This window comes from Flavihumibacter petaseus NBRC 106054 (genome assembly GCF_000974785.1).
GTDB classification, from domain to species: Bacteria; Bacteroidota; Bacteroidia; order Chitinophagales; family Chitinophagaceae; genus Flavihumibacter; species Flavihumibacter petaseus.
This window is the reverse complement of sequence record NZ_BBWV01000002.1, coordinates 378,208-399,248: the sequence shown is the minus strand read 5'-3', so window position 1 is coordinate 399,248 and position 21,041 is coordinate 378,208. Positions and strand designations below refer to the sequence as shown.

The window sequence follows — 21,041 nt, the reverse complement described above, 5'->3', positions numbered from 1 at the left end:
AGTCAGGCGTTGTTGTAAACCTTCAGTACTGTTTCCCGCAGCACATCAGCGGGAGCACTGAAGAGCCACTCCATGATCGCGGCAAGTTTTACGGGGTCAACCCATTTGGCTGCGTCTGCATCCGGCATTGATTTCCGGTTGGCCGGCGTGTCAATGGTGCTGGGTACAAGCACAGTGGCCGTAATGTCTTTGCCTTTGGCTGTGGCATTGAGTTGTTCCGCAAAATTAAAAAGCAGGGATTTCGACAGCGCATAGGCCATCATATCTTTTCCTGCTGAAGGAAGCAGGGCGGGCCGGGCGCCGATAAGCACCAGCCTGCCACTGCCGTTCAGCAGAAAATGAGAAAATACAGGGCGGGCAACATGGAATGCAGTCATAAAGTTCAGCTGCAGTTGTTCCTGGATGGCATCACCTGAAATGGATTCCAGGCCGCCGGCCGCGAAACCACCAGCGAGCAACAATGCCCCGTCAATCTTATTATTTCGTGTGACCAGTTCCGTTATAAGCGTTGCAGTCGCTTTCTCCTCCCGGAGATCAACTGCTGCAATTTCCAGGTTTGGATGTTCAGGCAGGTGCGATCGGCTATTGATGTCCGACACAATTGCAATTACGGCATATCCCTTGTCCAGGAAATACTGCGTTGTAATACTGCCCAATGCTCCGTTGGCTCCGGAAATCAGCACGCGTTTCATAATACTCAGAGGGGTTTGATCACAATATTCTTGAAATACGCTTTATGGCCATGGTCCTGAAGCGCAATTCTGCCGGATTTTGCCGTACCGTAGTCAGGATAATCCTTCCACTTTCCTTCTTTCTTTTCTTTTTCCCACTTTTCATCCCATGCCTGGAACTCAACGATCTTCTCCCCATTCAGCCAATGTTCAACATGCCCGTTGTTAAATACAATTTTGCTGTTGTTCCATTCGCCCGTCGGGTTGAGTTTCTTATTGGGACCAGCAAGGTTCATGGCATAGTCAGCACCGGTTTTCTGCCATTCCTCCAGTTTGTCCGGCCAGCCGGCATCATCAATCAGCTGGTATTCCGGACCAGTTTCATATGGGGCATGATATTTTGCAGTCTCCACCACATGGTACATCACACCGCTGTTTCCACCTTTGGTTATCTTCCAGTCCCAGCTCAATTCGAAATTGGTGTATTCCTTGTCAGTTACAATATCGCCACCGGAGTCGCCTTTGGCCGCTCCAAGGCAAACAAGCGCGCCATCTTCAATTTCCCAGTTCTTTACTTCGCCGGTTTTATTGAAGCCATGCCAGCCAGCCAGGGATTTGCCATCGAACAGGGTCTCCGGTTGTGCGGCTGGAGCTGAAGTTGCTGCAGTGGTGTCTGTTGCTGTCACCGTACTGCCTGTTGTTGTTTCCTGATTGCTGCCGGCGTTGTTACAGGCCACCAGTGCCATAAGCGCAACTGCCGGAATTTGTTTTTTCCAGGTGATCGTCATGTTAAAGCTATTTATTTTTTAATCAATTGCATTTTTTCAGGGTTCCACCGGATGGCAGTATCCTGGTTGTAACTGTCATTGCACAATAATGCCGGGGCTGCTGCGCGGTATCCGAACGTTGCATCTTCTGCAACAGTGCCGCCATTCCGGATCGCTGTGAAGAAATTGACAAAGTGGTCGTGTGGTCCGCCCAGGTATCCTTTTTCAGCTTCGAAGGTATATTCATCCGGCCCCAGGATTCTTTTGCGATCTGATATGGGTTTGCCGGCTTTCTTCAGCTGCTCGATATAAAACGGATCATCCGATGCAATGGTCTTATTCCTTTTCAGCGTCACCGAATCCCAGGTAACATCCATGGATCCTTCACTTCCCACGAGCTTCAGGTAAGTGGTGCCACTGGTGCCGTCAACGAAATTGCAACGCAGTGAAAGATTGAATGCCGGATGAACATTGGTTTGCGGATAGTCAAATGTACCCAGTAATACATCGGGTACTTCCCTGCCGTCCTTCCAGTAGCGCAATCCGCCGGAAGCATAAACCTTTTCAGGTCCGAAGGAGTTGGTAATGAAATGGAGGCTGCTGAACAGGTGTACGAACAGGTCGCCTGACATGCCGGTACCATAATCGGTATAGTTCCGCCAACGGAAAAACCGGGTGGCATCGAATGCCCTTTTAGTGGTATTGCTTACAAAAGTATCCCAGTCTACGGTCGCCGGTGAAGCATCCGAAGGGATCGGGTATTGCCACGCTCCTGTAGGTGAAAACCTTGCCCAGAATCCTTCGGCATAATTCAAAGTACCGATAGCGCCTTCTTTCAAAAGTTCCTTTGCCTTCTCATTACCCAGTGAAGAAACCCCCTGGCTGCCAACCTGGAATACCTTCCCGGTTTCTTTCTGCGCTTTGATCACCGCAGGTCCTTCAGTGATACTGTGCACCATCGGTTTTTCACAGTATACATGTTTGCCTGCCCTCATGGCATCAATAGAAATTTGCTGATGCCAATGATCAGGTGTGGCAACAATTACGGCGTCGATATCTTTTCTGGATAGCAACTCTTTATAGCTGCGGGTGGTGAACAGGTCATTTCCCCATTTGGCCTTGGCATCTTTCAGCCTGCCGTCGTATAAATCGCAGACGGCTACGAGCTTTGCACCAGGTACACCGAGTGCCGTGATGGTATCCTGTACCCCCATCCCCCCCGCACCAATCAATGCAATGTTGATCTGGTCATTGGCGGCAAATGGTTTACGGATGAGGTTCTCCTGGAAAATGCGGCGCTCTTCGCCTGCTGCAAAAACATTTGAGCCTGCTGCGACTGCGGCTGTGCCTGCCGCAAGGTGCCGGAGAAACCTCCGGCGGGATGCTTCGTGATTCTTATCCATTGATGCTGTTTAAGGGATTGTGAATTATTTGAGTTCCTGGATCCTGATATCTTTCCAGCGCACTTTAATGCCGCCGCCATCGTGGATCTGCAAGGCAATGAATCCGTCTCCTGCTCCGATCTTCTCATCTTTAAGGTGCACCATTTGTGTACCATTCAGCCAGGAGGTTACTTCATCACCCTTCACTTCAATCTTCATTTCATTCCATTCTGTTGCCTTCAGTGCCTTTTCGTCTTCCGGCTTTGGCTGGATCAGCCAGCCTCTTCCATAAGATTCATAAATGCCGCCGGTGTGCATGTCGGGAGGAGCAACCTCTACCTGCCAGCCACTGATCTTGGTGCCTTCGATCCCGGAACGGATAAAAACACCGCTGTTGCCGTTGGCTTCCAGTTTGAATTTCAACGTAAGGATAAAATTCTTGTAATGCTTGTCAGTACTGAGATAGCCGTATTGCTTGTCCGGCCCGCTTTCGCAAACCAGTTCACCATTATCGACATACCATTTCTCCGTACCATGAACATTCCACCCGGAGAGATCTTTTCCGTTGAAGAGTTTCTTTTTCTTTTGCGAGAACCCTGCAGTCATGAAGAGACTGAGTGTCAGCAGTATCGTTAGCTTTTTCATATAGGCGATTAATTTACCGCATTCTGATGAATTGGCTCACGAATTCTGTAACGGGTACAGCAGAAGGCAAAAAAAATACCGGTAAACGGTAAAAATAAAGTACAAAAAGATGCCGCAGCTAAAATGCTGCGGCACTGTGGATAAGGTTGCTGACCGCTACGGTAATCACCGCATGGTCAATGTTATTCTGCCACTGCTTGCCCGGATATCTACAGGAATTCCTCCACCATTAATGGATCCTTTAATGGAGTTGTCATCAACGTCACCTTTGAAATTATTCAGGGTGGAAGTTTTGATCTTGTCACCGCGGAGCGCGAGGTCAAGCCCCTTTCCGGAAGGGATTTCAAGGTCGATATTGCCACCGGAATTATCGAGCTTGACATATTTGCCCAGCTCTTTCATGTTGACGGAAATATTACCGCCGCTGGTAGAGGCTTCCAGGCTGCAACGAAGATTGTCCAGCCGCACGCTGCCACCACTGGTGGAAGCTTCCAGTTCTCCACCGATATTATCACCCTTCACATTCCCACCGCTTGTAGTTGCCAGAACCTGACCATCCAGGTCATTCAGGTTCACATTTCCGCCTGATGTGGTCAGACGAAGATTCCCCTTGCTGCCGGATGCAGTAATATTACCACCACTGGTAGCCATATCAATTTTATCGCTGCAGTTCTCCAGGTGAACATTACCCCCTGAAGTCACCCCTTTTATCTTACCTGACACCGACTTTACGTCGAGGTTGCCACCACTTGTAGTAAAGTCCTGTGAGCCCCCGGTAATGCCTTCGAGGCTGATATTCCCGCCGCTGGTGGTGAGATCGGTAGACACCTGGCGGGGTGCATATAACCTGAACGAAATACTAACAGTTTTATCCCAGTCACGGATATTGCGTTTTTGCCTGGCAATTGCCACCAGCTTACCCCCGGTCACAGAAACAGACAAATCAAAATCGCGCTCAAGCCGCTCTTTTATTTCCGCATCGGAAATGCTGCGGTCACGGTTATTATTGGGCCGAACATACACCTCCAGCCTGGGATCACTGTCTACGCCGGTCACCGTCAGGTTACCACCCGAAGTTTCCATGCGCGCAGCACTGATCTGATCGCTGCCGGATAGTTTTTTTACCTGGTAAGGTTTCTGTGCATTGTCCTGTGCCTGAACCAGACCTGCAACAGTCAGTACCGACAGGAATGTTAGCAATATTTTCATGATGGTTAATTATGTACCTTTTTCAACGCCAAGCGTATGCCATAAATTAACCCACTGATAAATAACCAATTGGCAATCCCGATCCTTCAGTCTGTGTTCGGTTACGATACATCCTGTTGCATGAAACTGAACAGTTCCGGTCAGAACCTGCCGAACTTGAGGGTCAGATTTCCGGACAGGCTGCTGATATCATCATCGGTCAGTCCCTTGCTGCTGCTCCCGAATGCCCGCCGGTAGGAAATGCCGGGACTAAACCGCAACCATTGCAACAGGTTTACCTCAAGCTGTACGCCGGGTTCCATTACGAAAAAGAAGTTCTCATCGTAAACCTCACTATCATAATGCCAGTCGTATTTATTTCCCCTGTAATACTGCAACATGAAGCCGCTGCCTGTCATCAGGTTAACGGCAACATGAAAACTCTTTTTCGAGGCAAATACATATTCGGTCATCAGGCCAAACTGGCCATACTGGTAACACCGGTCGGGATCCGGAACGATCTGATTGGCCGCCGGAACAGGAATTCGGTTGGTCGTTGCGGCCATTTCCAGTCCGATCATAAAACGATGGTTGACAAACCAGCCGCCATATATTTCAGGCATATTGGCATAATGGCCGTTGATACTGGTGAATTTATTACCGGCGGCGCCATATCCGGTTGAACCATGAATGCCTTTGTCGCCAAAAATTGTCTGGTTTTGCTGAGCAAGCGTTGTTGCCCCAATGAGGCAGAACACGGCTGAAATCATAACACGAATCGGGTTCATCGTAAAATAGTTTTGCTATCCGACAACCCAGGTTGCTTTTACCCCTATCCGTCGCATGATTTTTGGCTATTTTTATCGCATGAAACTGGAAATACCTTACCCGGAACTGGAATTACTGATCAGAGAGCTGTCCAAAAAACCAATCAGCCTCAGATATGAAGGAAATCACAAGCTTGAGGTAAACTTTATGGCAAATGTTTCCCTGTCCGTTAATAAAGTTTACCCCCATGGCGTTTTGTTGAATTACCATACATCTGGAATTGTATCGATGATGATTTCCGGAATGCGTGGCGCAATCAAAAAGGAGCTTGAAAAAGTACCCCCAGTTTCATGGCTGGAAGATCAGCGCCAGCTGGAAGTTGATTTACGCAAGGTGCCGCAACTCACCAATATGTTGCAGCATTTGCAGGTTACCCGCTGCAGTTTTGAAGAAAATGGATTGATCCTGGAACTTTCCGGAACATGAGCATCTGCAAGCTTACAACTTACCTGTTACTACTCACCGGGTTATTTACCGGCTGTTCCTACTCCTCAAAAACTTCCCGCAGGTTGTTGCAGGAAGCAAGAAACAACGGGCCTTTTGATGTTGCTGTAGCGCCGGGGGTGCCGCTCGAGAATGGATCCTGGAGCCGCACTATGAAGGGCAGGATTTACTGGGCAAAATACCTGTATGACCAGGGGATCGTTAAAAACATCATGTTTTCCGGAGGGGCTGTCTACACTCCCTATACAGAAGCTGTAGTGATGCGGGAATATGCCATCGCACTGGGCATTCCGGCTACACACATTTTTACAGAAGCAAAAGCTGAACACAGCACGGAAAATATCTATTATGGCTATCGCCTGGCAAAGACCCTTGGCTTCAACCGGATCGCACTGGCATCAGATCCCTTTCAAACAAAACTGCTGACCCGGTATGTCCGAAAAAAAGTTGAACCGACTGTTTCCATTATTCCATTTGTAACCGACAAGCTGGCAGCGCTTGAGCCTGACATGAAAGACCCGGTAATTGATTTTACCGGAAAGCAGGTGGCAGGGTTCACTCCGATAAACAAAAGGGAAAATTTCTGGAAAAGGTGGCGGGGAACAAGGGGGAAAAATATCGACACCAGCGCTTACTCCCTGCTTCCGGATGCTGCGAACATGGCAAAAAACCTGAAAGTTGTTGCTTTCTTTACCGGCAACCACGACCAGGCACATATCAGTTTTGTACGGGAAGCGAACCAGTACCTGGCCCGGATGGCCGGCTTGTATCATTTTCAATATGATACCACATCGAACTGGAATAATCTTAACCTGGAGTATCTGTCGGAATATAAGGTAGTGCTGTTTCTGGATACGCGTCCCGAAACATCTGAACAAAGAGCCGCATTTCAGCAATACATGGAATCCGGAGGAGCATGGATGGGCTTCCATTTTGCCGGGTTTGCCCTTACACCTTCAGCCTATCCTCAAAACTGGGACTGGTATCACAATACATTCCTGGGAGCCGGATCCTATAAGGGAAATACCTGGCGGCCCACTTCGGCCATTCTGCAAAAGTCAGGTAATGTTCTTCCGGTTTCAGCCGGTCTTCCTGACCAGTTCAAAACCTCTCCGAATGAATGGTACAGCTGGGAGCGCGATCTGACCAGGGACAGCGCTATCCGGATTCTTTATGCAATTGACAGCACTTCCTTCCCCCTGGGAACCGGCCCGAAACCTCACGAAATCTGGCATGATGGATATTACCCTGTGATCTGGGCCAACAAACATTACCGGATGGTCTATTTTAATATGGGTCATAATGATATCGATTATGAGCACCATACCAACCAGGAGCTATCCGCTACGTTTGACAACCCGGAACAGAACAGGGTACTAATGAAAATACTATTCAGCTTATCCCGCTAATCGGGCAAATCTGTCCAGTTACCGAAGGTTTGGGATCATTTGCAGAATCAATTTCAGGAGCACCTAAACGCTTTGCATCTTTGTTATACCAAAATGATTCAGAGACGGTTTGGTTGTTACATGGATGTCTCTATTTTGATCCCTACCCTACTCAGTAAAATGCCCCTTGCGGGGCATTTTCGTTTTAGTTTCCTCCCTGGTATTTATTTTTTTCTGTAATCCCTTCCCAGTGGTCCGTCCGGAAAGGCTGCGCCGGTAACCCGGCACCATTGAACAGGTTAGCTTTACCGGCATCATCCGCCCATGCATACCTTACCGCAACCGGTTTTTGAGCGGCATCTCCCTGCAACACTACCTTGCCGTTTTCAATTTTGCCTGTTACCGGGTAGAATTTCCGGTCAGCCCCGGCAACATCAAAGCCCAATACAACACCGTCACTGCCTTTGGCCATTAGACCATCCGCATTGGCAAAGCCGAGGCGGACCTCGTTGCCGTCGATCTCCATGTTTGAAAAAACAGGACCATCGGCAACAACGCCTTTACCATAAGTTTTTTTCAAAGCCTGCAAAGCAAGGCGATAACCCACATCCTGTTTGTTACGGGGGTGGATATCGTTCCTTTCGCCAACATCAATCGTCACCGCCATCCCCGTCTGGGGAAGTACCAGTGTCTGGGTCTGGGCTTCCCGTAATTCAGCCCATGCACTTCCTTTCCTGCTGTCGCCATCACCGGCAATAAAACTGGACAGCTGAACAAAGTAAAAAGGAAAGTTCCCTTCCTCCCAGCCTTTGCGCCAGTCATTGATCATCACAGGGAAGGCTGTTGCATATTGCGCTGCGCGCCCGGCATTATTCTCACCCTGGTACCAGATAGCACCTTTTATAGGAAACTTCAATAGCGGATGGATCATGCCGTTATAAAGCAGCGATGGATAACTGTTCGGTCCAACCGAAGTGGCAGTGGCAGCAAGGCGCTCTACCTGTAAGGCCCATTTCCCTGCCAGCGGCAAATGCTGGTCTCCCAGCGTCAGCTGGAGCCGGTCGGCACCGCCGTAAACACCACCACCGCCGCCTGTATCCTCCACCCGTATGGCGATCACATTGACCCCCTCTTTCAACAATCCGGCAGGGATAACATACCGGCGTTCAACATTATAAGAGTTCATGGTAGCTCCCACCTTTTTACCATTCACATAGGTGTCATCTGAATCATCTATTGTTCCCAACAACAAAGTAGCCGCCTGTGCAGCCTGTTCTTTGGTCAGCTGAATGGTCTTTCTGAACCATACTACACCATCAAAATTCTTAAGCTGTTGTGTTTCCCATAATTCAGGTAGTTGCATCTCCGGCCAGGAACGCTGATCGAATTCAACTGATGGAAATCTGGCAACAGTAGCCGCATCGGGTAGTTTACCCTGCAATTGGGTTACCACTGCAGCAGCTTCTGCATTTTTTTTAGCTGCCAATGAATCAAGGTTCAGTTTCGGTAAACCGGTCATCAGGTCGTGAAACTCCTTGCTGTCTGCAAGGGCTTCGCGGCTAGTCCAGGTTTCCACATCGGTTCCACCCCAGGAGCTGTGCACGAGTCCGACGGGAACGCCTAACTCCTTCTCCAGGGTTTTTGCAAAAAAATACCCGACTGCGGTAAAGTTCCCGGTGGTAGCAGGTCCTGCGATCTCCCACGCGGCCGCCTTTACATTATCCAACGGTTTATCTGAAATAGTTTTGGCGACCGCAAAATGCCTGATCCGGTCATTGGCAGAACCCGCAATGACCTGTTCAGCATTATTGGAACTGCGTACATTCCATTCCATATTTGATTGTCCGCTGCAAAGCCACACATCGCCCAACAGAATATTTTTGATCCTTCTTTCCCCTTTCCCGGATACAACCAGTTCAAAAGGTCCGCCGGCAACTTCAGGTGACAGTTCAACTGACCATTTGCCTTGCTTATCAGCTTTTGTCGTTTGTTTCTGATCGTGAAAACTGACCGTGATCTTTTCATTTTTGCCCGCCCAGCCCCATATGGTCAGCGCGCGTTCCCGCTGTAACACCATATTGTCTCCAAAAATTTCTGGAAGCCTGGGCTGCGCAATTGTTGTGATGCCGGCGAACAGCAATACCGGAAGAAGCAAATTTTTCATTGGCAAATTATTTCGGATTTGAAATGTACGTTAGAAATCTGATGAAACAAGGTGATGCGGCGCCTGGGGATCAATGCGGATATGGATCCCTGTTCCCTTGCCCGGATCAGGTTTACCTGTCTGCACCAGCAACCGGCCGGCAGTTGTTTCCACCTCCCACTCCCAAAACGAACCGTAATACCTGGCCTGTACAACCCTGCCTGGCAGCGCGTCATCCTGCTGATCGGTAAGCTGCATGTGCTCAGGACGCAGAAACCGCAACCTGCCGCCTGCAGGCAAAAGATTAAACTTTCCGAACAACCGCGCTGCATACCGGTTCGCCGGCCGTTCGTATATTTCGGCTGGCCGTCCCCGTTGCACAAGGTACCCTCGCTCCATTACCAGAAGTTGAGAAGCCCAGCTGAGACTGTCATAGGGGTCATGCGACACCATGAGACAGGTCACCCCCAATGCAGCTTCCATTTCATCTATCACCAGCCGCAACTGATCCCGGTGACTACCATCAAGGTTAGAGAATGGTTCATCCAGCAACAGCAAACGGGGTTTGGTCAACAATTGCCGCGCAAGGGCAACCCGTTGTCTTTCACCTCCCGACAACTGGTCCGTTCGCCGCTTCAGGAGATGCTCCACACGGCATATTTCAATGATCCGCGGAAGCCAGTCATCACTCAGCCGGTTCGTATACTCCAGGATGTCATATACACTGTAATTATTGCGTAATTCGAAATGCTGGGAAAGATAGGCGATGTGCGGATGGCCGGGAATTAGCCTTTCCAGGGGTCCCAGGACCTTTTCGCCTTCAAAATGGACAGCACCGGCAGCAGGAGTTACCAGTCCTCCGATTGCTTTCAGCAGGGTGGTTTTACCGGATCCTGTTTCTCCTGCGATGGCCAGTCGTTCCAGGGGTTCCTGGTGAAAACTCACATCCTGTAAAATGGGAACCTCGCGGTAATTAACCGACAATGCCGACACACGCAGAAAATTCATGAGCGGCAAGATAATTTATTTCCATTTCCGGGCAATCTGCCGCGCGGTCTCCACCATATAGGGCGCCCAGTTTTCTATCTTCCAGTCCGATGCCGCCAGCGAAGAATTGCGCAGTAATTTTTGGGCTGTCGCCAGGTCCTCTGAAGATTCCAGAATACCCGCAAGTTCCCGTTGTTGCTGATACAGCAGCATATCTTCAACCGGAATCTGACCGGTTAACAGGGGAATGGGTCTATGGAAATCAACCTGGGGCACCCCGGATGCCGCTTGCTGTCTTTCACCTTCCGGTATTGCCATCATTCCACGCATCCGCCGGAAATCTTTGCAGAATTGCTCCTGTGCAGATGTTGTTTCCAATGCCGTACTCAACTGTTCGAGGGTAACATACCGGACGTTGGGGCAACGGCGCAATGCCAGCTGTAACAGGTCAAAAACTTCCTGTGGCACACTATCATCATGAGTGTCCCGCCTGACCATTCCTCCCGGCGCATCCGGAAAAGGTTCCCAACTGCCCCCGCTGATATGGATCTCTCTTACAAGGTGAAGCGGATAGGTATCCAGCAAACGATCAGCATCAACCGAAAAGTTCATCGCCTGACAGTAACAGTTGTGAAGGTCCAGTATGATAAACCCGTTTACAGGTTCAACCAGTTCAGCAAGAAAAGCCCCATGGTGCCTGGTTTCTTCAAGGGAATAACTGAAAGCCAGGTTTTCCAGGCCGACCGGACAATTACAAGCCTGTCTGATCCTTGCAAGCCGGTCACGCCCGATTGCGAGCGTTGCCGCATTCCGGGGAATATTGAGCGGCGCCCCTTTGTGAAAGTCCTTTCCGGTCATGAAACCGAAATGTTCAGTGACCTGTTCCAGCGGAAACTGGCGGCAAACTGCCGCAAGCCTTGAAAGCCATTCCTGCTGGTCTGGTGTCCACTTCCCGGAAAAAGCCGAGAAATAGATCCCATGCCCGATAAGGCGATGGTGGCTCGCGTAAAATTGCAGGAGATCGTGAAAGTATGCAGGCAACCTTCCGGTGGTATCTACCGCATCGAATGACCATTCGATAGCATCCACCATTTCTTCCTCCAGCAGCGGTAATGCTGCAGTGAGCAAATTACTGTCAGGATTAAGGGCAACTGCGGCTAATGTTGTCATCCCATTCCACAAGCCGGGCAGTTAAACGGAATTGAGGTCTTCTCTGTTTCCTTCTCTTTGGCGTCTTTCTTTGCCTTTTGTGACGGAGATTCTTTGGTTTTGGTACAGGCAGGAACGGCCTGAACGGCTATTCCGATCACAAGAGCGCTGAGGAGGGATTTTGGCAGTTTCATGTCTTAAGGTTTTATGGCACAGTCCGGTTACAAGGATGCTGACAGATATCCTTTCCATACCGTTGCCCCGCTGATGAAATCATTTTATTTAAGCAATTTTGCCCACATGGATTATTTCAGCAGATTACTTTCCCTCCTGGAAACAGAACGAAAAGAGGACAGGGAAACCTGGCGACGGCTGACACATGAGAACCCCGTTAGTGAAAGGCGGGCAAATGGCATGAGCTGGTATCCCATTGCGATTAAGGGAACTGAAATCGGCCGCGGCGATTACATTACCATTGAGATCGAACGAACCACCCATACGGATACAGTCCATCAATTCCGCTCCGGGATGCCCGCATCCCTGTTTTCGCAACACGACCCAGAAACAGACCGGCTGGATGGCATCATCACCTGGTTAAGTGGGAACACACTTAAATTATCCCTGTCTGTTGACGAATTGCCCCGCTGGACCCGTGAAGGTAAACTGGGTGTGGACCTGCTGTTTGACGAAAACAGCTATGATGAAATGCGGTCGGCATTGCAACAGGCTTCAAAAAGACTTGATCACCGGGAAGACGGTACACTTATCCGTATTCTTACGAAGACCGGTGAAGTTTCCCCCGCTGCTCCACTCCCGCCATTTCAATTTACGGGATTGAATCCGGCCCAGGCTGCTGCGGCGCAGGCTGCACTGGAAGCCAAAGAATTAGCGATCCTTCACGGACCTCCCGGAACCGGCAAGACCATTACCCTGGTTGCCCTGCTGAAAGCTGCATTTTCCGGTCATTTAAGGGCCGGCGAACAGGTATTAGTGGTTGCTCCCAGTAACGCCGCAGTCGACCTGCTCAGCGAACGGCTTTCCGTGGCGGGATTGAAGGTGGTGCGCATCGGAAACCCGGCGCGTGTTGCCGAAAAACAGCTCAACCTGACGCTCGATTACCAGATGAGCGCCCATCCCCAGATGAAGCAGATCAAAGCACTCCGGCGGCAGGCCAGCGAGTACCGCAACCTGGCCCATAAATACAAACGCAGTTTCGGAAAAGCAGAACGGGATCAGCGGAAGGCATTGTTTGATGAAGCGGGTAAGATCATGAAGGAAGTGATGGCAACAGAAAATTATATTGCCGGGGATATACTTGAGCGGGCGCAGGTGATTACTGCAACCCTCGTAGGCGCTGCCAATACAACGCTGAACAACAGATCGTTTGCAATGGTGGTGATGGATGAAGCCGGCCAGGCACTGGAACCCGCCGCCTGGATTCCGGTACTGAAAACCCGTAAACTGATTATGGCCGGTGACCACCATCAGCTGTCCCCAACTGTAAAATCTGCTGACGCTGCCAACGGCGGCTTGTCAGAAACACTTTTGCAAAAGATGGCGGCAGCATTGCCGCAACAGGTTTTTCTGCTCAGTATGCAGTACCGCATGCATCAGCTGATCATGGAATTTCCGTCCCGGCAGTTCTATAACGGCCATCTCGTTGCCGCCCCCGCAGTGGCCACACGAACTTTGCCTGACGACCAACTTCCCCTTTCCTTTGTTGACACGGCGGGATGTGGATATGAAGAAAAGCGGGAAGGAACCGGAATCTGCAATCCCGAAGAAGCTGATTTTCTGATGCTTCACCTGCGTCAGCTGGTTGACCAGATCCGTTCGAAATTTCCGGGAAACCAATTGCCCGATATCGGCATTATTTCTCCTTACCGGTTGCAGGTCGAGATACTGCAGGACAAGCTGGAGGAACAGGGACCGGAGTTTTACCCGCGGAGTTTAGTTACGGCAAATACGATTGACAGTTTTCAGGGTCAGGAAAGGGATATTATCTATATCAGCCTGGCCAGAAGCAACACCGAAGGCACTATCGGTTTTCTCGCAGATGTGAGAAGAATGAATGTGGCTGTTACAAGAGCCAAAAAAAAGCTCGTCATCATTGGCGACAGCGCTACCCTGTCGCAATACCCCTTTTACAGTGATTTTATCCATTTTGCCGGGGAATCAGGAGCCCATGAAAGCGCATGGACCTACCTGTATGACTAGCCATTCATCGTTTCTGCGGGGTCAATCGTCGAAATCCGGGGCATTGATACAATTTTTCAGGGGCCAGATGGTTATACTTACATCAAAATTTATCCCTATGTTAACTATCCGCAGGTTCCTCATTGCGGCTATCAGGCAGGTTTTGCTTGTCTGGGGCCTTTCTCAAGTGGCGATCACCTGGATGATCGGCCGGGAAGATAAAAGCCAGCTGATTGCCGGCTATTCCCTTGGCGCAGCACTGATCCTTTTACATTTTGTGGTAAGAACAAACAGGAAAACCGTCAACCTGGGTGTCTGACCGAACCCTGATAACCTATTTCAACAAAAATGCCCTTGCATTGCAGGGGCATTTTTTATGCTTGAAAATGGTATTCAAATACAGTAAGCGCGATCGCTATTGTTTATGATCTTTCATGTCCTTCATCTTCTTTTCTATCATTTCCTTGTATTTGGTCTGTTGCTCGGGGGTAAGGAATTCATTCAGCTTGACATCCTTTTCTTTCATGAGCGCCATTTTTTGTTCCTTCATCTGATCTTTGGTGAGCGATGAATTATTCTTGATCGCATCAAACTTAGGATCATATTCGGTGGTCAGCGCATCGTACTTGGTCACCTGTTCCGGTGTCAGTTTCAATTCATCCTTTACCTTCTTGTGCCATTCTGATTTGTCCATTTTGTGATCCTGGGCGATTGCATTCATGGTGAGAAATCCCAGGAATAAACTCAATACCAGTAACTTTTTCATAACGAACAATTTTATAATTGATGATTAGGTAACAACAAGGGTTTTACGACCAAAATGGTGCCAGAAACACCCTGTTCCGGACCAGCTCAGCTTAATTTAATGTCAAATCCCGCACCGTTGATCTTTTTGCCCACGACGTAAACTGCACCTTATCGCTTAATCAATAACTTTTATGTATTTTGCCCCCCTGTAAACTAATCTTGCTAACTCCAAACCTTATCGTTACACCATGAAACAACTTACTACGGCCCTATTGGTCGCCATCTCATTTTTTATTCTCCCCGCCTGCCAGAAAGAAATCAGCTTTGAAACGCCGAATGCCAGCCCTAACAACCCGGCCAACCCAAATGACCCGGATGACCCCAACCAACCCGGCGGCGGCGGCAACCTTGTTGGCGTGTATGACTTTATAGATATGGCCGTTAAAGGAACTACCAAAACGGAATCAAGAACCGGTGGGATGACAATGCGGAGCACCGCCTACCTTGACTACACTTCCATCAATAACAAAGGCGTGCTTACACTCACTGAAAACAAGGTCACCTCAAAAGGCCTTGGCTATGATGTTAAACAGAACATTCGTATAGAATCACAGGTGGTAGGTATTCCGGGAACAGTTCCCCTGGACTTCCCCATGGATGAAAGCTTTCCTCCTTCAGACGCCGAAGGTGATTATGTGCTGAAAGGAGCTGATTCCATTAAGTTTACAGGATTTAACATCAACCCACCTGTCAACGCTTCCGGTTTGGAAGGAAAAACCAACACCACTATGAAGTATCGTTGGGATGGCGATATCCTGATTTTAAATGATGCTTATATCGACTCCAATAGTCCTGATCCGTCGGTAACTGTCAGCGTAGACATTAAAATGACCGTACGATACAAAAAGCGCCCCTGATTCTAAAATTCCTATAACAACTTTGCATGAAATATTTAATATATGCCACCGGGGCATTGCTGTTTTGCACTGTACTGTCAGGCTGTTCAAAAGATAAACAGGAGGAGCAACCTCCGTCAGCCAATCATCTTTACGGGCAGTATGACTTTCTTGGAATTACCATTAAAGGAACTGTCAATACTGACCATCAGTATGAATCTGACAGAACGCTGACCACAAGCCACCTTGATTACGTGACAACGGCAAACGAAGGTGTCGTTACGATTGATGAGGCGCACCTGAGCGTTGCCGGACTGGCCTATCGTGTACTGGATACCGAAGTGAAAACAACCGGAACGTTAAATGGTGTTGAACTACCTGAATCAATCGGCTATATCAATGCCGCTATTGGCAAAGAAGATCTTACCGCCTCCCTGGAACTGAAACAAAAGGATTCGGTACATCTCGATGGGTTCAACTTTGTGATTGCCGCTACGGGTGGATACTTCTATCCCGCCTATGCCAAGACCTACCATTACAGCTGGGAGCCCGACAGCGTGCTGGTATTGACGGCCAGGGATCTCAGCGAAGACATTCAGACCTATACGCAGATCAAACGCGATGTCATTTATACCACCCGGCTTAAAAAACATCACTAACCTAACCATTGCATCAAATAAAGAAGCAGCTCTCGGGAGCTGCTTCAGGGTGCCAACCAATCCTTCAAAGCGTACGGATAGAACTTTGTATTAATGATGACGCCCGTTGTGGCGGCCATTATCATGCCTGTCATGCTTGTCGCGTTTGTCATAGTGACCATCTCTGTCATAACGATCGTATCTGCGATCCCTGTGATCATAACGGTCATCTCTCCGGTCACGCCTGTCATAGTCGCGGTACACCCTGCGGGGAGGTGCATCCCTTAATACTACCTGATGGCCGGTATATCCACGGTAACGACCGTATTGTCCGCGATAATAATCACAACGCAGGTAGGGAGTCGGTGCATTGACTACAACCTTGTACCCCCTGTAGAGATCATAGTGCCTCATGCGATAGGGTAAGGAAGCCCCAAAGATCCAACGGCCGCCATCAAGATAAACAAACTGCCGTTGGGGAATATTGTAATAAACATCAATATCCGGGAGATAATAATACTCCGCATAGTCGTACCCGGTAGGTCCCCACATCGGCTGGGCGCCGATATTCACTTGTACACCTACCTGTACCTGCGCCTCGGATTTAGCGGCAACAAGCAGTAAACCAAACAATGCGATGGAGTAGAATAGCTTTTTCATATGGGATCATTTGCTATTAGGACTGTCGCACCATCGCGAGGTTAAAAGATTATTTGTTACAGTTTCCTTAAAGCAAAGCGCGCTGTAGTTTTCTCGAAAGGTCGTTTTGTTTCCCGCTCGTTTTTTCTCGTGTTTTTGCTCGCAAAGCACGCTAAGGTGCAATGGCGCAAAGAAGAAAAAATTTTGAATAGCGTTTATATCGCTACGTGAGCAACCTTATTTACTGGCTGATCCAATGCCAATTTCTTCTACTTCTGCTGCAACGTGAAGGTCGAAAAGTAAAGTATTTTCCACACCAATACCTTCCGCTTTGCGCCTCTGCTCCTCTGCGAGCTCCGCGTGAAAAAAAACCCAACCAGGCCCAAAAAGCGCCAGCGCCTCAAACACAAAAAACCCAATAAAATTGCGTGAAACGCTACAACACCAGCTTCTGGAACAACGCATGCAACGTCGCCTCAAGATCGTCACTGAACCCGGCGTGCACCCTGGAACACTGCACAATAGTACTGCGGGTCGCTGTCAGCCACCGGAACCTTGAAGCATGATCGAGCTGACCGATAGGCCCGCCTTCCGGCCCTCCCCGGCACACTTTCTCATACCCGTAAAGATGCTCTTTAAGCATTTCAATGTCAAGTTCTGGTGCAAAATGCAGGAGCTTGTCCATATCCATATTGATCCTGGTACCCAGGAAGGCCGGGCGTTTACAGAACACCGTTACACCGATGTTCACAAATTCTTCCCGCTCCACCCTGGGAACAAAACGAATCACGGCATATTCAAACAAGTGCTTTCCGGGCATCAGTTGCAGCTTTTAAAAACACAGGTGCGTTTGCCCTGCGGGTGATCAGAAAATCGGTGTAAATCTGCTTCTTTTCTTCCGGCGTGCCTTCATCGGGATACGCCAGCAGCCAGTTATCCGGCACCTGCTGTACCACTTCACGGATCAGTTCCGGTGTAAGCTGTTCCTGCATAAAGGTATCGGCTGCTTCCAGTTCCTCAGCGAATGGCAGCAATACATGGTCCTTTATGGCAGCGAATGGCCGGATTGCCTGTTCCTGCCACTGGGCCCAGTTGTGGTGAAAATAAAGGGATGCGCCATGGTCAATGAGCCATAATTCCCGGTTCCAGCTCAACAGGTTGGTATTCCGGGCTGTCCTGTCTACATTGGTGAGCAAAGCATCCAGCCAGACAATCCTGGAGGCAAGCGTTGCCCCAACCTGCGTAGACACCGGATCAAAGGTTATCGATCCGCTGAGATAGTGCAAACCGATATTCAACCCGATACTGGCCTTGAGGAGGTTCTGGATCTCCTCGTCGGGTTCGGTGCGGCCAAAGCCCTCATCCAGCGTAGCCAGTACCAGCTCCGGCACTTTCAGTCCGGCTGCACGGGCCAATTCGCCGCCGATCACTTCAGCGATCAAAGCTTTTACACCCTGGCCGGCACCCCTGAATTTCAGCACATACAGGAACCCGTCATCTGCCTCTGCAATCGCGGGCAATGACCCACCCTCCCTGAGCGGCGTAACATATCGATTCACCTGCACCTGTCTTAACGGAAAAGAAGTAACCGGCAATGCTGTTCAGATTTGGGCAGCAATCTACGACATGACCGGAACCGGACAAAAAACTGTCCGATACCGGACAGCCACAACCGTAGCGAGGGCTCAAAATACTGATTATTAAAGCATTGAAAAAGAGGCACGCCCCTTGACTACATGGTATATCAATCCGAAAGCATGTTTACGAACTATTTCAAAATCGCCTGGAGAAACCTCAAGAAGAATAAAATTTTCTCCCTCATCAATATTTCAGGACTCACAATCGGTATTACGGTATGCCTGTTGATTTTTCTCTATATCCAGAATGAATTCAGTTTTGACAAGTTCCATGCTGATGGCAAAAGGATCTACCGGGTAATGCGCACGATGGAGCTGGATAAACTGCCGGCAAAAGTCCCTTATGTATCCGGTCCTTATGCCACCGCCCTGCTGAACGACTTCCAGGGTGAAATTGTCTCTGCGGTGCGTGTAATGCCTTCCAACGCCCTGGTCACCTCCGGAACCAGGTCCTTCAACGAAAAGAAACTTATACTGACGGACGAGCCTTTTTTCAGCATGTTCTCTTTTCCCCTGCTGAAAGGCGATCCCAATACTGTTCTGAAAGAGCCGGGAAGCATCGTGCTTACAGAAACAGCAGCCAGGAAATACTTTGGTGAGGAGAACCCTATCGGAAAAAGACTGGAACTCGACAAGGAAATTCAATTGACGGTTACAGGTGTCGCTAAAGATATTCCGGCGAATTCCCACCTCGAATTTGATATGGTCGCCCCGTTGTCCAACTATTATAACAGGCCATGGTTTAAGGTATGGATCAACAATTCTATGTTCACCTATACCCTGCTGAAAGACGAAGGCTCGGCAGCCCGCCTGGAAAGACAGTTCCCGGCTTTTATGCAAAAGTATATGGGCAAGGAAATGGAGCGGTTCCAGAGTAAGGTCGGCCTGACACTGAATCCACTGAATGAAATCTATTTTGAAAGTGCAACCCGTTTTGACGCTGTTCGCCATGGCGATAAAAAGGTTGTTTATATTTTCTTGTCCATTGCCGTGTTGATCCTGGTCATCGCCTGCATCAACTTTATGAACCTGAGTACCATGCGGGCAGTAGAACGTTCCAAGGAGGTCGGCCTGCGTAAAGTGATGGGGGCGCTCCGTAACCACCTGGTAGCCCAGTTCATCGGTGAATCGATACTCCTGGCGCTGATCTCCTGCCTGTTTGCGGTGATGCTGACCCTGATCCTGCTACCCTTCTACAACCATATCCTGGGGTATACACTGGCTATTGAATGGACCAGGTTTCCGATCTACGGGTTCCTCGGTTCAGTTGTGCTCCTGGTGGGTGCTTTTGCCGGAACCTACCCTGCCATTTTCCTCAGCGCATACTCGCCCATTCAGGCATTAAAAGGGAAGTTGAATCTTGGCAGGGAAGGCTCCTGGTTCAGGCAGGGACTCGTAGTGGTGCAGTTTTCGATTTCCGTGCTGCTGATCATCGGAACCATCTTTATCACCAAACAGATGTCTTACGTACGCTCCAGGGAACTTGGCTTTGACCAGTCTCAGACCCTCGTCATCCCTATCGATAACAATGAATTTTACGATAACCGTTTCCATTTTAAAAAGGAACTGGAACGGCAATCCGGCATCGCCAGCGTGTCACTAGTCTCTGGCGAACCAGGCGGCTTTTTCGACACACATACCTTTGAGGCGGAAGGAATGGATGGCCAGGTGTTGAAGTCCTGCACGGAATTCACCGACTTTGACATGGTGAAAACGCTTAACCTGAAAGTTATAGCCGGCCGGGATTTCGATCGTTCGTTCCCGACAGACAGCGCAGGATCAGTCCTGATCAATGAAACCGCAGCGCGGGCCCTCGGTTGCCAGCAACCAGAACAGGCCATCGGCAAATGGATCAAAAACACGATCCGTGACACAGAAAGAAGGCATATTATCGGCGTGGTGGCCGACTACAATTTCCAGTCACTGAAACAACAGGTCAACCCGCTGGTCATCTCGCCGTCTGACGACAACCGCGTGGCCCTGGTGAAATTCAAAAGCGGTAGGATAGCCGATAATATCGCAGCCGTAAAACAACAGTACAGCGCCGCGGCACCCCAATTTCCTTTTGAATATAATTTCCTCGACGAAAAATTCGACCAGTTATACAAGACCGACCTGAAACAGCAGCAGATCATGACCATTTTTGCAGCCCTGGCCATTTTTATTGCCTGCCTTGGACTATTCGGCCTGGCTTCGTTTACAGCTGCCAGGCGGACCAAGGAAATAGGCGTCCGGAAGGTACTGGGCTCATCCGAATCAAATATTATCCTACTGTTGTCGAAGGATCTGATGAAACCGGTAGTACTGGCAACCTGCATAGCCATTCCGCTGGGCTATTACGCTATGAGTCAATGGCTTCAGAATTTCGCCTACCGTACCGGGTTAGACTGGTGGGTGTTTGTGCTGGCGGCAGCCACCGCGGCAATAGTTGCCATGTTAACTGTTGGTTTCCAGGCACTTAAGGCAGCATTAGCCAACCCTGTCAAATCATTGCGTTCAGAATAGACTTAGTAGATTTTCTACGTATAACACCTTAGGATGATAAAAAAGCTGGTATTAGATTTGTTGCTGTTAGACCAAATGGCCACCCGGACAATTGAAAAACCTGTTTGTCCGACACCGGTTGGTTATTTTTCCTCCCAATATTCTCTGCCAAAAACTTGTTGATCTAATCCACTACCTGGTTCGGCATTGTA

At 49.3% G+C, this 21,041-nt stretch carries 21 protein-coding genes; 7 read left to right on the top strand and 14 right to left on the bottom strand.

Going from position 1 to position 21,041, the window contains the following annotated elements; all coding sequences use genetic code 11:
- Window positions 1-2: 2 nt before the first annotated feature.
- From FPE01S_RS11570 to FPE01S_RS11545, 6 genes are all read right to left on the bottom strand, one after another.
- The gene (locus tag FPE01S_RS11570) at window positions 3-692 is read right to left on the bottom strand and encodes an SDR family NAD(P)-dependent oxidoreductase (protein WP_046369157.1); all 690 of its coding nucleotides are present in this window, start codon (window positions 690-692) and stop codon (window positions 3-5) included.
- A 5-nt stretch (window positions 693-697) separates the two neighbouring features.
- Window positions 698-1,459, bottom strand: coding sequence for a 3-keto-disaccharide hydrolase (locus tag FPE01S_RS11565; RefSeq protein WP_052955721.1), 762 nt, complete (start codon window positions 1,457-1,459; stop codon window positions 698-700).
- Window positions 1,460-1,470: 11 nt separating this feature from the next.
- Window positions 1,471-2,841 (bottom strand): Gfo/Idh/MocA family protein, encoded by a 1,371-nt coding sequence (locus tag FPE01S_RS11560; RefSeq protein WP_046369156.1) that lies wholly within the window; start codon window positions 2,839-2,841, stop codon window positions 1,471-1,473.
- Between the two features lie 24 nt (window positions 2,842-2,865).
- Window positions 2,866-3,465: a 3-keto-disaccharide hydrolase gene (locus FPE01S_RS11555; protein WP_046369155.1), complete on the bottom strand. Its 600-nt coding sequence runs from the start codon at window positions 3,463-3,465 to the stop codon at window positions 2,866-2,868.
- A gap of 165 nt (window positions 3,466-3,630) precedes the next feature.
- On the bottom strand, window positions 3,631-4,674 hold the full coding sequence (locus FPE01S_RS11550) for a DUF4097 family beta strand repeat-containing protein (protein ID WP_046369154.1): 1,044 nt from the start codon (window positions 4,672-4,674) through the stop codon (window positions 3,631-3,633).
- 140 nt (window positions 4,675-4,814) lie between these two features.
- Window positions 4,815-5,441 (bottom strand): hypothetical protein, encoded by a 627-nt coding sequence (locus tag FPE01S_RS11545; RefSeq protein WP_046369153.1) that lies wholly within the window; start codon window positions 5,439-5,441, stop codon window positions 4,815-4,817.
- 79 nt (window positions 5,442-5,520) lie between these two features.
- Here FPE01S_RS11545 and FPE01S_RS11540 point away from each other — a divergent pair, with 79 nt between their 5' ends.
- Together FPE01S_RS11540 and FPE01S_RS25650 are read left to right on the top strand one after the other, a co-directional pair.
- Complete coding sequence (locus FPE01S_RS11540; RefSeq protein ID WP_046369152.1) at window positions 5,521-5,907, top strand: hypothetical protein; 387 nt, start codon at window positions 5,521-5,523, stop codon at window positions 5,905-5,907.
- Window positions 5,904-7,334, top strand: a complete 1,431-nt coding sequence (locus FPE01S_RS25650) for a ThuA domain-containing protein (RefSeq protein WP_083990240.1) — start codon at window positions 5,904-5,906, stop codon at window positions 7,332-7,334. Before FPE01S_RS11540 ends, FPE01S_RS25650 begins: the two co-directional genes overlap by 4 nt.
- Window positions 7,335-7,518: 184 nt before the next feature.
- Here the strand turns inward: FPE01S_RS25650 and FPE01S_RS11530 are convergent, their stop codons facing one another.
- The 4 genes from FPE01S_RS11530 to FPE01S_RS25890 are packed head-to-tail and all read right to left on the bottom strand — an operon-like array spanning window position 7,519 to window position 11,786.
- Window positions 7,519-9,477 (bottom strand): sialate O-acetylesterase, encoded by a 1,959-nt coding sequence (locus FPE01S_RS11530; protein ID WP_046369151.1) that lies wholly within the window; start codon window positions 9,475-9,477, stop codon window positions 7,519-7,521.
- Window positions 9,478-9,507: 30 nt separating this feature from the next.
- Window positions 9,508-10,464 (bottom strand): ABC transporter ATP-binding protein, encoded by a 957-nt coding sequence (locus tag FPE01S_RS11525; protein ID WP_046369150.1) that lies wholly within the window; start codon window positions 10,462-10,464, stop codon window positions 9,508-9,510.
- Window positions 10,465-10,479: 15 nt separating this feature from the next.
- Window positions 10,480-11,613: a multinuclear nonheme iron-dependent oxidase gene (locus FPE01S_RS11520; RefSeq protein WP_046369149.1), complete on the bottom strand. Its 1,134-nt coding sequence runs from the start codon at window positions 11,611-11,613 to the stop codon at window positions 10,480-10,482.
- Window positions 11,610-11,786, bottom strand: coding sequence for a chryseobasin-related MNIO class RiPP peptide (locus FPE01S_RS25890; protein WP_157473999.1), 177 nt, complete (start codon window positions 11,784-11,786; stop codon window positions 11,610-11,612). The genes FPE01S_RS11520 and FPE01S_RS25890 overlap by 4 nt, the downstream gene beginning before the upstream one ends.
- Window positions 11,787-11,892: 106 nt before the next feature.
- Between FPE01S_RS25890 and FPE01S_RS11515 the strand changes: the two genes are divergently transcribed.
- A complete protein-coding gene (locus FPE01S_RS11515) occupies window positions 11,893-13,809 on the top strand; it encodes an AAA domain-containing protein (protein WP_046369828.1) in 1,917 nt (638 codons plus the stop codon).
- A 97-nt stretch (window positions 13,810-13,906) separates the two neighbouring features.
- Window positions 13,907-14,107: a hypothetical protein gene (locus tag FPE01S_RS11510; protein ID WP_046369148.1), complete on the top strand. Its 201-nt coding sequence runs from the start codon at window positions 13,907-13,909 to the stop codon at window positions 14,105-14,107.
- 96 nt (window positions 14,108-14,203) lie between these two features.
- Here FPE01S_RS11510 and FPE01S_RS11505 read toward each other — a convergent pair whose 3' ends face one another.
- A complete protein-coding gene (locus FPE01S_RS11505; RefSeq protein WP_046369147.1) occupies window positions 14,204-14,554 on the bottom strand; it encodes a hypothetical protein in 351 nt (116 codons plus the stop codon).
- Window positions 14,555-14,783: 229 nt separating this feature from the next.
- Here FPE01S_RS11505 and FPE01S_RS11500 point away from each other — a divergent pair, with 229 nt between their 5' ends.
- Together FPE01S_RS11500 and FPE01S_RS11495 are read left to right on the top strand one after the other, a co-directional pair.
- Complete coding sequence (locus FPE01S_RS11500; RefSeq protein ID WP_046369146.1) at window positions 14,784-15,452, top strand: hypothetical protein; 669 nt, start codon at window positions 14,784-14,786, stop codon at window positions 15,450-15,452.
- A 26-nt stretch (window positions 15,453-15,478) separates the two neighbouring features.
- Window positions 15,479-16,090: a hypothetical protein gene (locus FPE01S_RS11495; protein WP_046369145.1), complete on the top strand. Its 612-nt coding sequence runs from the start codon at window positions 15,479-15,481 to the stop codon at window positions 16,088-16,090.
- Between the two features lie 90 nt (window positions 16,091-16,180).
- On the opposite strand, the gene FPE01S_RS11490 is transcribed toward FPE01S_RS11495, so the two are convergent.
- From FPE01S_RS11490 to FPE01S_RS11480, 3 genes are all read right to left on the bottom strand, one after another.
- Window positions 16,181-16,729 carry a hypothetical protein gene (locus FPE01S_RS11490; RefSeq protein WP_046369144.1) on the bottom strand — a complete coding sequence of 183 codons (549 nt, stop codon included), beginning with the start codon at window positions 16,727-16,729 and terminating at the stop codon, window positions 16,181-16,183.
- Window positions 16,730-17,144: 415 nt separating this feature from the next.
- The gene (locus FPE01S_RS11485; RefSeq protein WP_046369143.1) at window positions 17,145-17,528 is read right to left on the bottom strand and encodes a DUF3037 domain-containing protein; all 384 of its coding nucleotides are present in this window, start codon (window positions 17,526-17,528) and stop codon (window positions 17,145-17,147) included.
- Window positions 17,506-18,267, bottom strand: a complete 762-nt coding sequence (locus FPE01S_RS11480) for a HipA family kinase (RefSeq protein ID WP_245623990.1) — start codon at window positions 18,265-18,267, stop codon at window positions 17,506-17,508. The genes FPE01S_RS11485 and FPE01S_RS11480 overlap by 23 nt, the downstream gene beginning before the upstream one ends.
- 198 nt (window positions 18,268-18,465) lie before the next feature.
- Here FPE01S_RS11480 and FPE01S_RS11475 point away from each other — a divergent pair, with 198 nt between their 5' ends.
- Window positions 18,466-20,850, top strand: coding sequence for an ABC transporter permease (locus tag FPE01S_RS11475; RefSeq protein WP_046369827.1), 2,385 nt, complete (start codon window positions 18,466-18,468; stop codon window positions 20,848-20,850).
- The last annotated feature ends 191 nt before the right edge of the window (window positions 20,851-21,041 follow it).

What these genes read in the sequence shown, in the direction of transcription:
- FPE01S_RS11500 (WP_046369146.1), top strand. Translation starts at nt 14,784, where the DNA reads ATGAAACAACTTACTACGGCCCTATTGGTCGCCATCTCATTTTTTATT.
- FPE01S_RS11525 (WP_046369150.1), bottom strand. Translation starts at nt 10,464, where the DNA reads ATGAATTTTCTGCGTGTGTCGGCATTGTCGGTTAATTACCGCGAGGTT.
- FPE01S_RS11550 (WP_046369154.1), bottom strand. Translation starts at nt 4,674, where the DNA reads ATGAAAATATTGCTAACATTCCTGTCGGTACTGACTGTTGCAGGTCTG.
- FPE01S_RS11505 (WP_046369147.1), bottom strand. Translation starts at nt 14,554, where the DNA reads ATGAAAAAGTTACTGGTATTGAGTTTATTCCTGGGATTTCTCACCATG.
- FPE01S_RS11510 (WP_046369148.1), top strand. Translation starts at nt 13,907, where the DNA reads ATGTTAACTATCCGCAGGTTCCTCATTGCGGCTATCAGGCAGGTTTTG.
- FPE01S_RS11485 (WP_046369143.1), bottom strand. Translation starts at nt 17,528, where the DNA reads ATGCCCGGAAAGCACTTGTTTGAATATGCCGTGATTCGTTTTGTTCCC.
- FPE01S_RS11545 (WP_046369153.1), bottom strand. Translation starts at nt 5,441, where the DNA reads ATGAACCCGATTCGTGTTATGATTTCAGCCGTGTTCTGCCTCATTGGG.
- FPE01S_RS11540 (WP_046369152.1), top strand. Translation starts at nt 5,521, where the DNA reads ATGAAACTGGAAATACCTTACCCGGAACTGGAATTACTGATCAGAGAG.
- FPE01S_RS11560 (WP_046369156.1), bottom strand. Translation starts at nt 2,841, where the DNA reads ATGGATAAGAATCACGAAGCATCCCGCCGGAGGTTTCTCCGGCACCTT.
- FPE01S_RS11520 (WP_046369149.1), bottom strand. Translation starts at nt 11,613, where the DNA reads ATGACAACATTAGCCGCAGTTGCCCTTAATCCTGACAGTAATTTGCTC.
- FPE01S_RS11490 (WP_046369144.1), bottom strand. Translation starts at nt 16,729, where the DNA reads ATGAAAAAGCTATTCTACTCCATCGCATTGTTTGGTTTACTGCTTGTT.
- FPE01S_RS11570 (WP_046369157.1), bottom strand. Translation starts at nt 692, where the DNA reads ATGAAACGCGTGCTGATTTCCGGAGCCAACGGAGCATTGGGCAGTATT.
- FPE01S_RS11515 (WP_046369828.1), top strand. Translation starts at nt 11,893, where the DNA reads ATGGATTATTTCAGCAGATTACTTTCCCTCCTGGAAACAGAACGAAAA.
- FPE01S_RS25890 (WP_157473999.1), bottom strand. Translation starts at nt 11,786, where the DNA reads ATGAAACTGCCAAAATCCCTCCTCAGCGCTCTTGTGATCGGAATAGCC.
- FPE01S_RS11475 (WP_046369827.1), top strand. Translation starts at nt 18,466, where the DNA reads ATGTTTACGAACTATTTCAAAATCGCCTGGAGAAACCTCAAGAAGAAT.
- FPE01S_RS11530 (WP_046369151.1), bottom strand. Translation starts at nt 9,477, where the DNA reads ATGAAAAATTTGCTTCTTCCGGTATTGCTGTTCGCCGGCATCACAACA.
- FPE01S_RS11495 (WP_046369145.1), top strand. Translation starts at nt 15,479, where the DNA reads ATGAAATATTTAATATATGCCACCGGGGCATTGCTGTTTTGCACTGTA.
- FPE01S_RS25650 (WP_083990240.1), top strand. Translation starts at nt 5,904, where the DNA reads ATGAGCATCTGCAAGCTTACAACTTACCTGTTACTACTCACCGGGTTA.
- FPE01S_RS11555 (WP_046369155.1), bottom strand. Translation starts at nt 3,465, where the DNA reads ATGAAAAAGCTAACGATACTGCTGACACTCAGTCTCTTCATGACTGCA.
- FPE01S_RS11565 (WP_052955721.1), bottom strand. Translation starts at nt 1,459, where the DNA reads ATGACGATCACCTGGAAAAAACAAATTCCGGCAGTTGCGCTTATGGCA.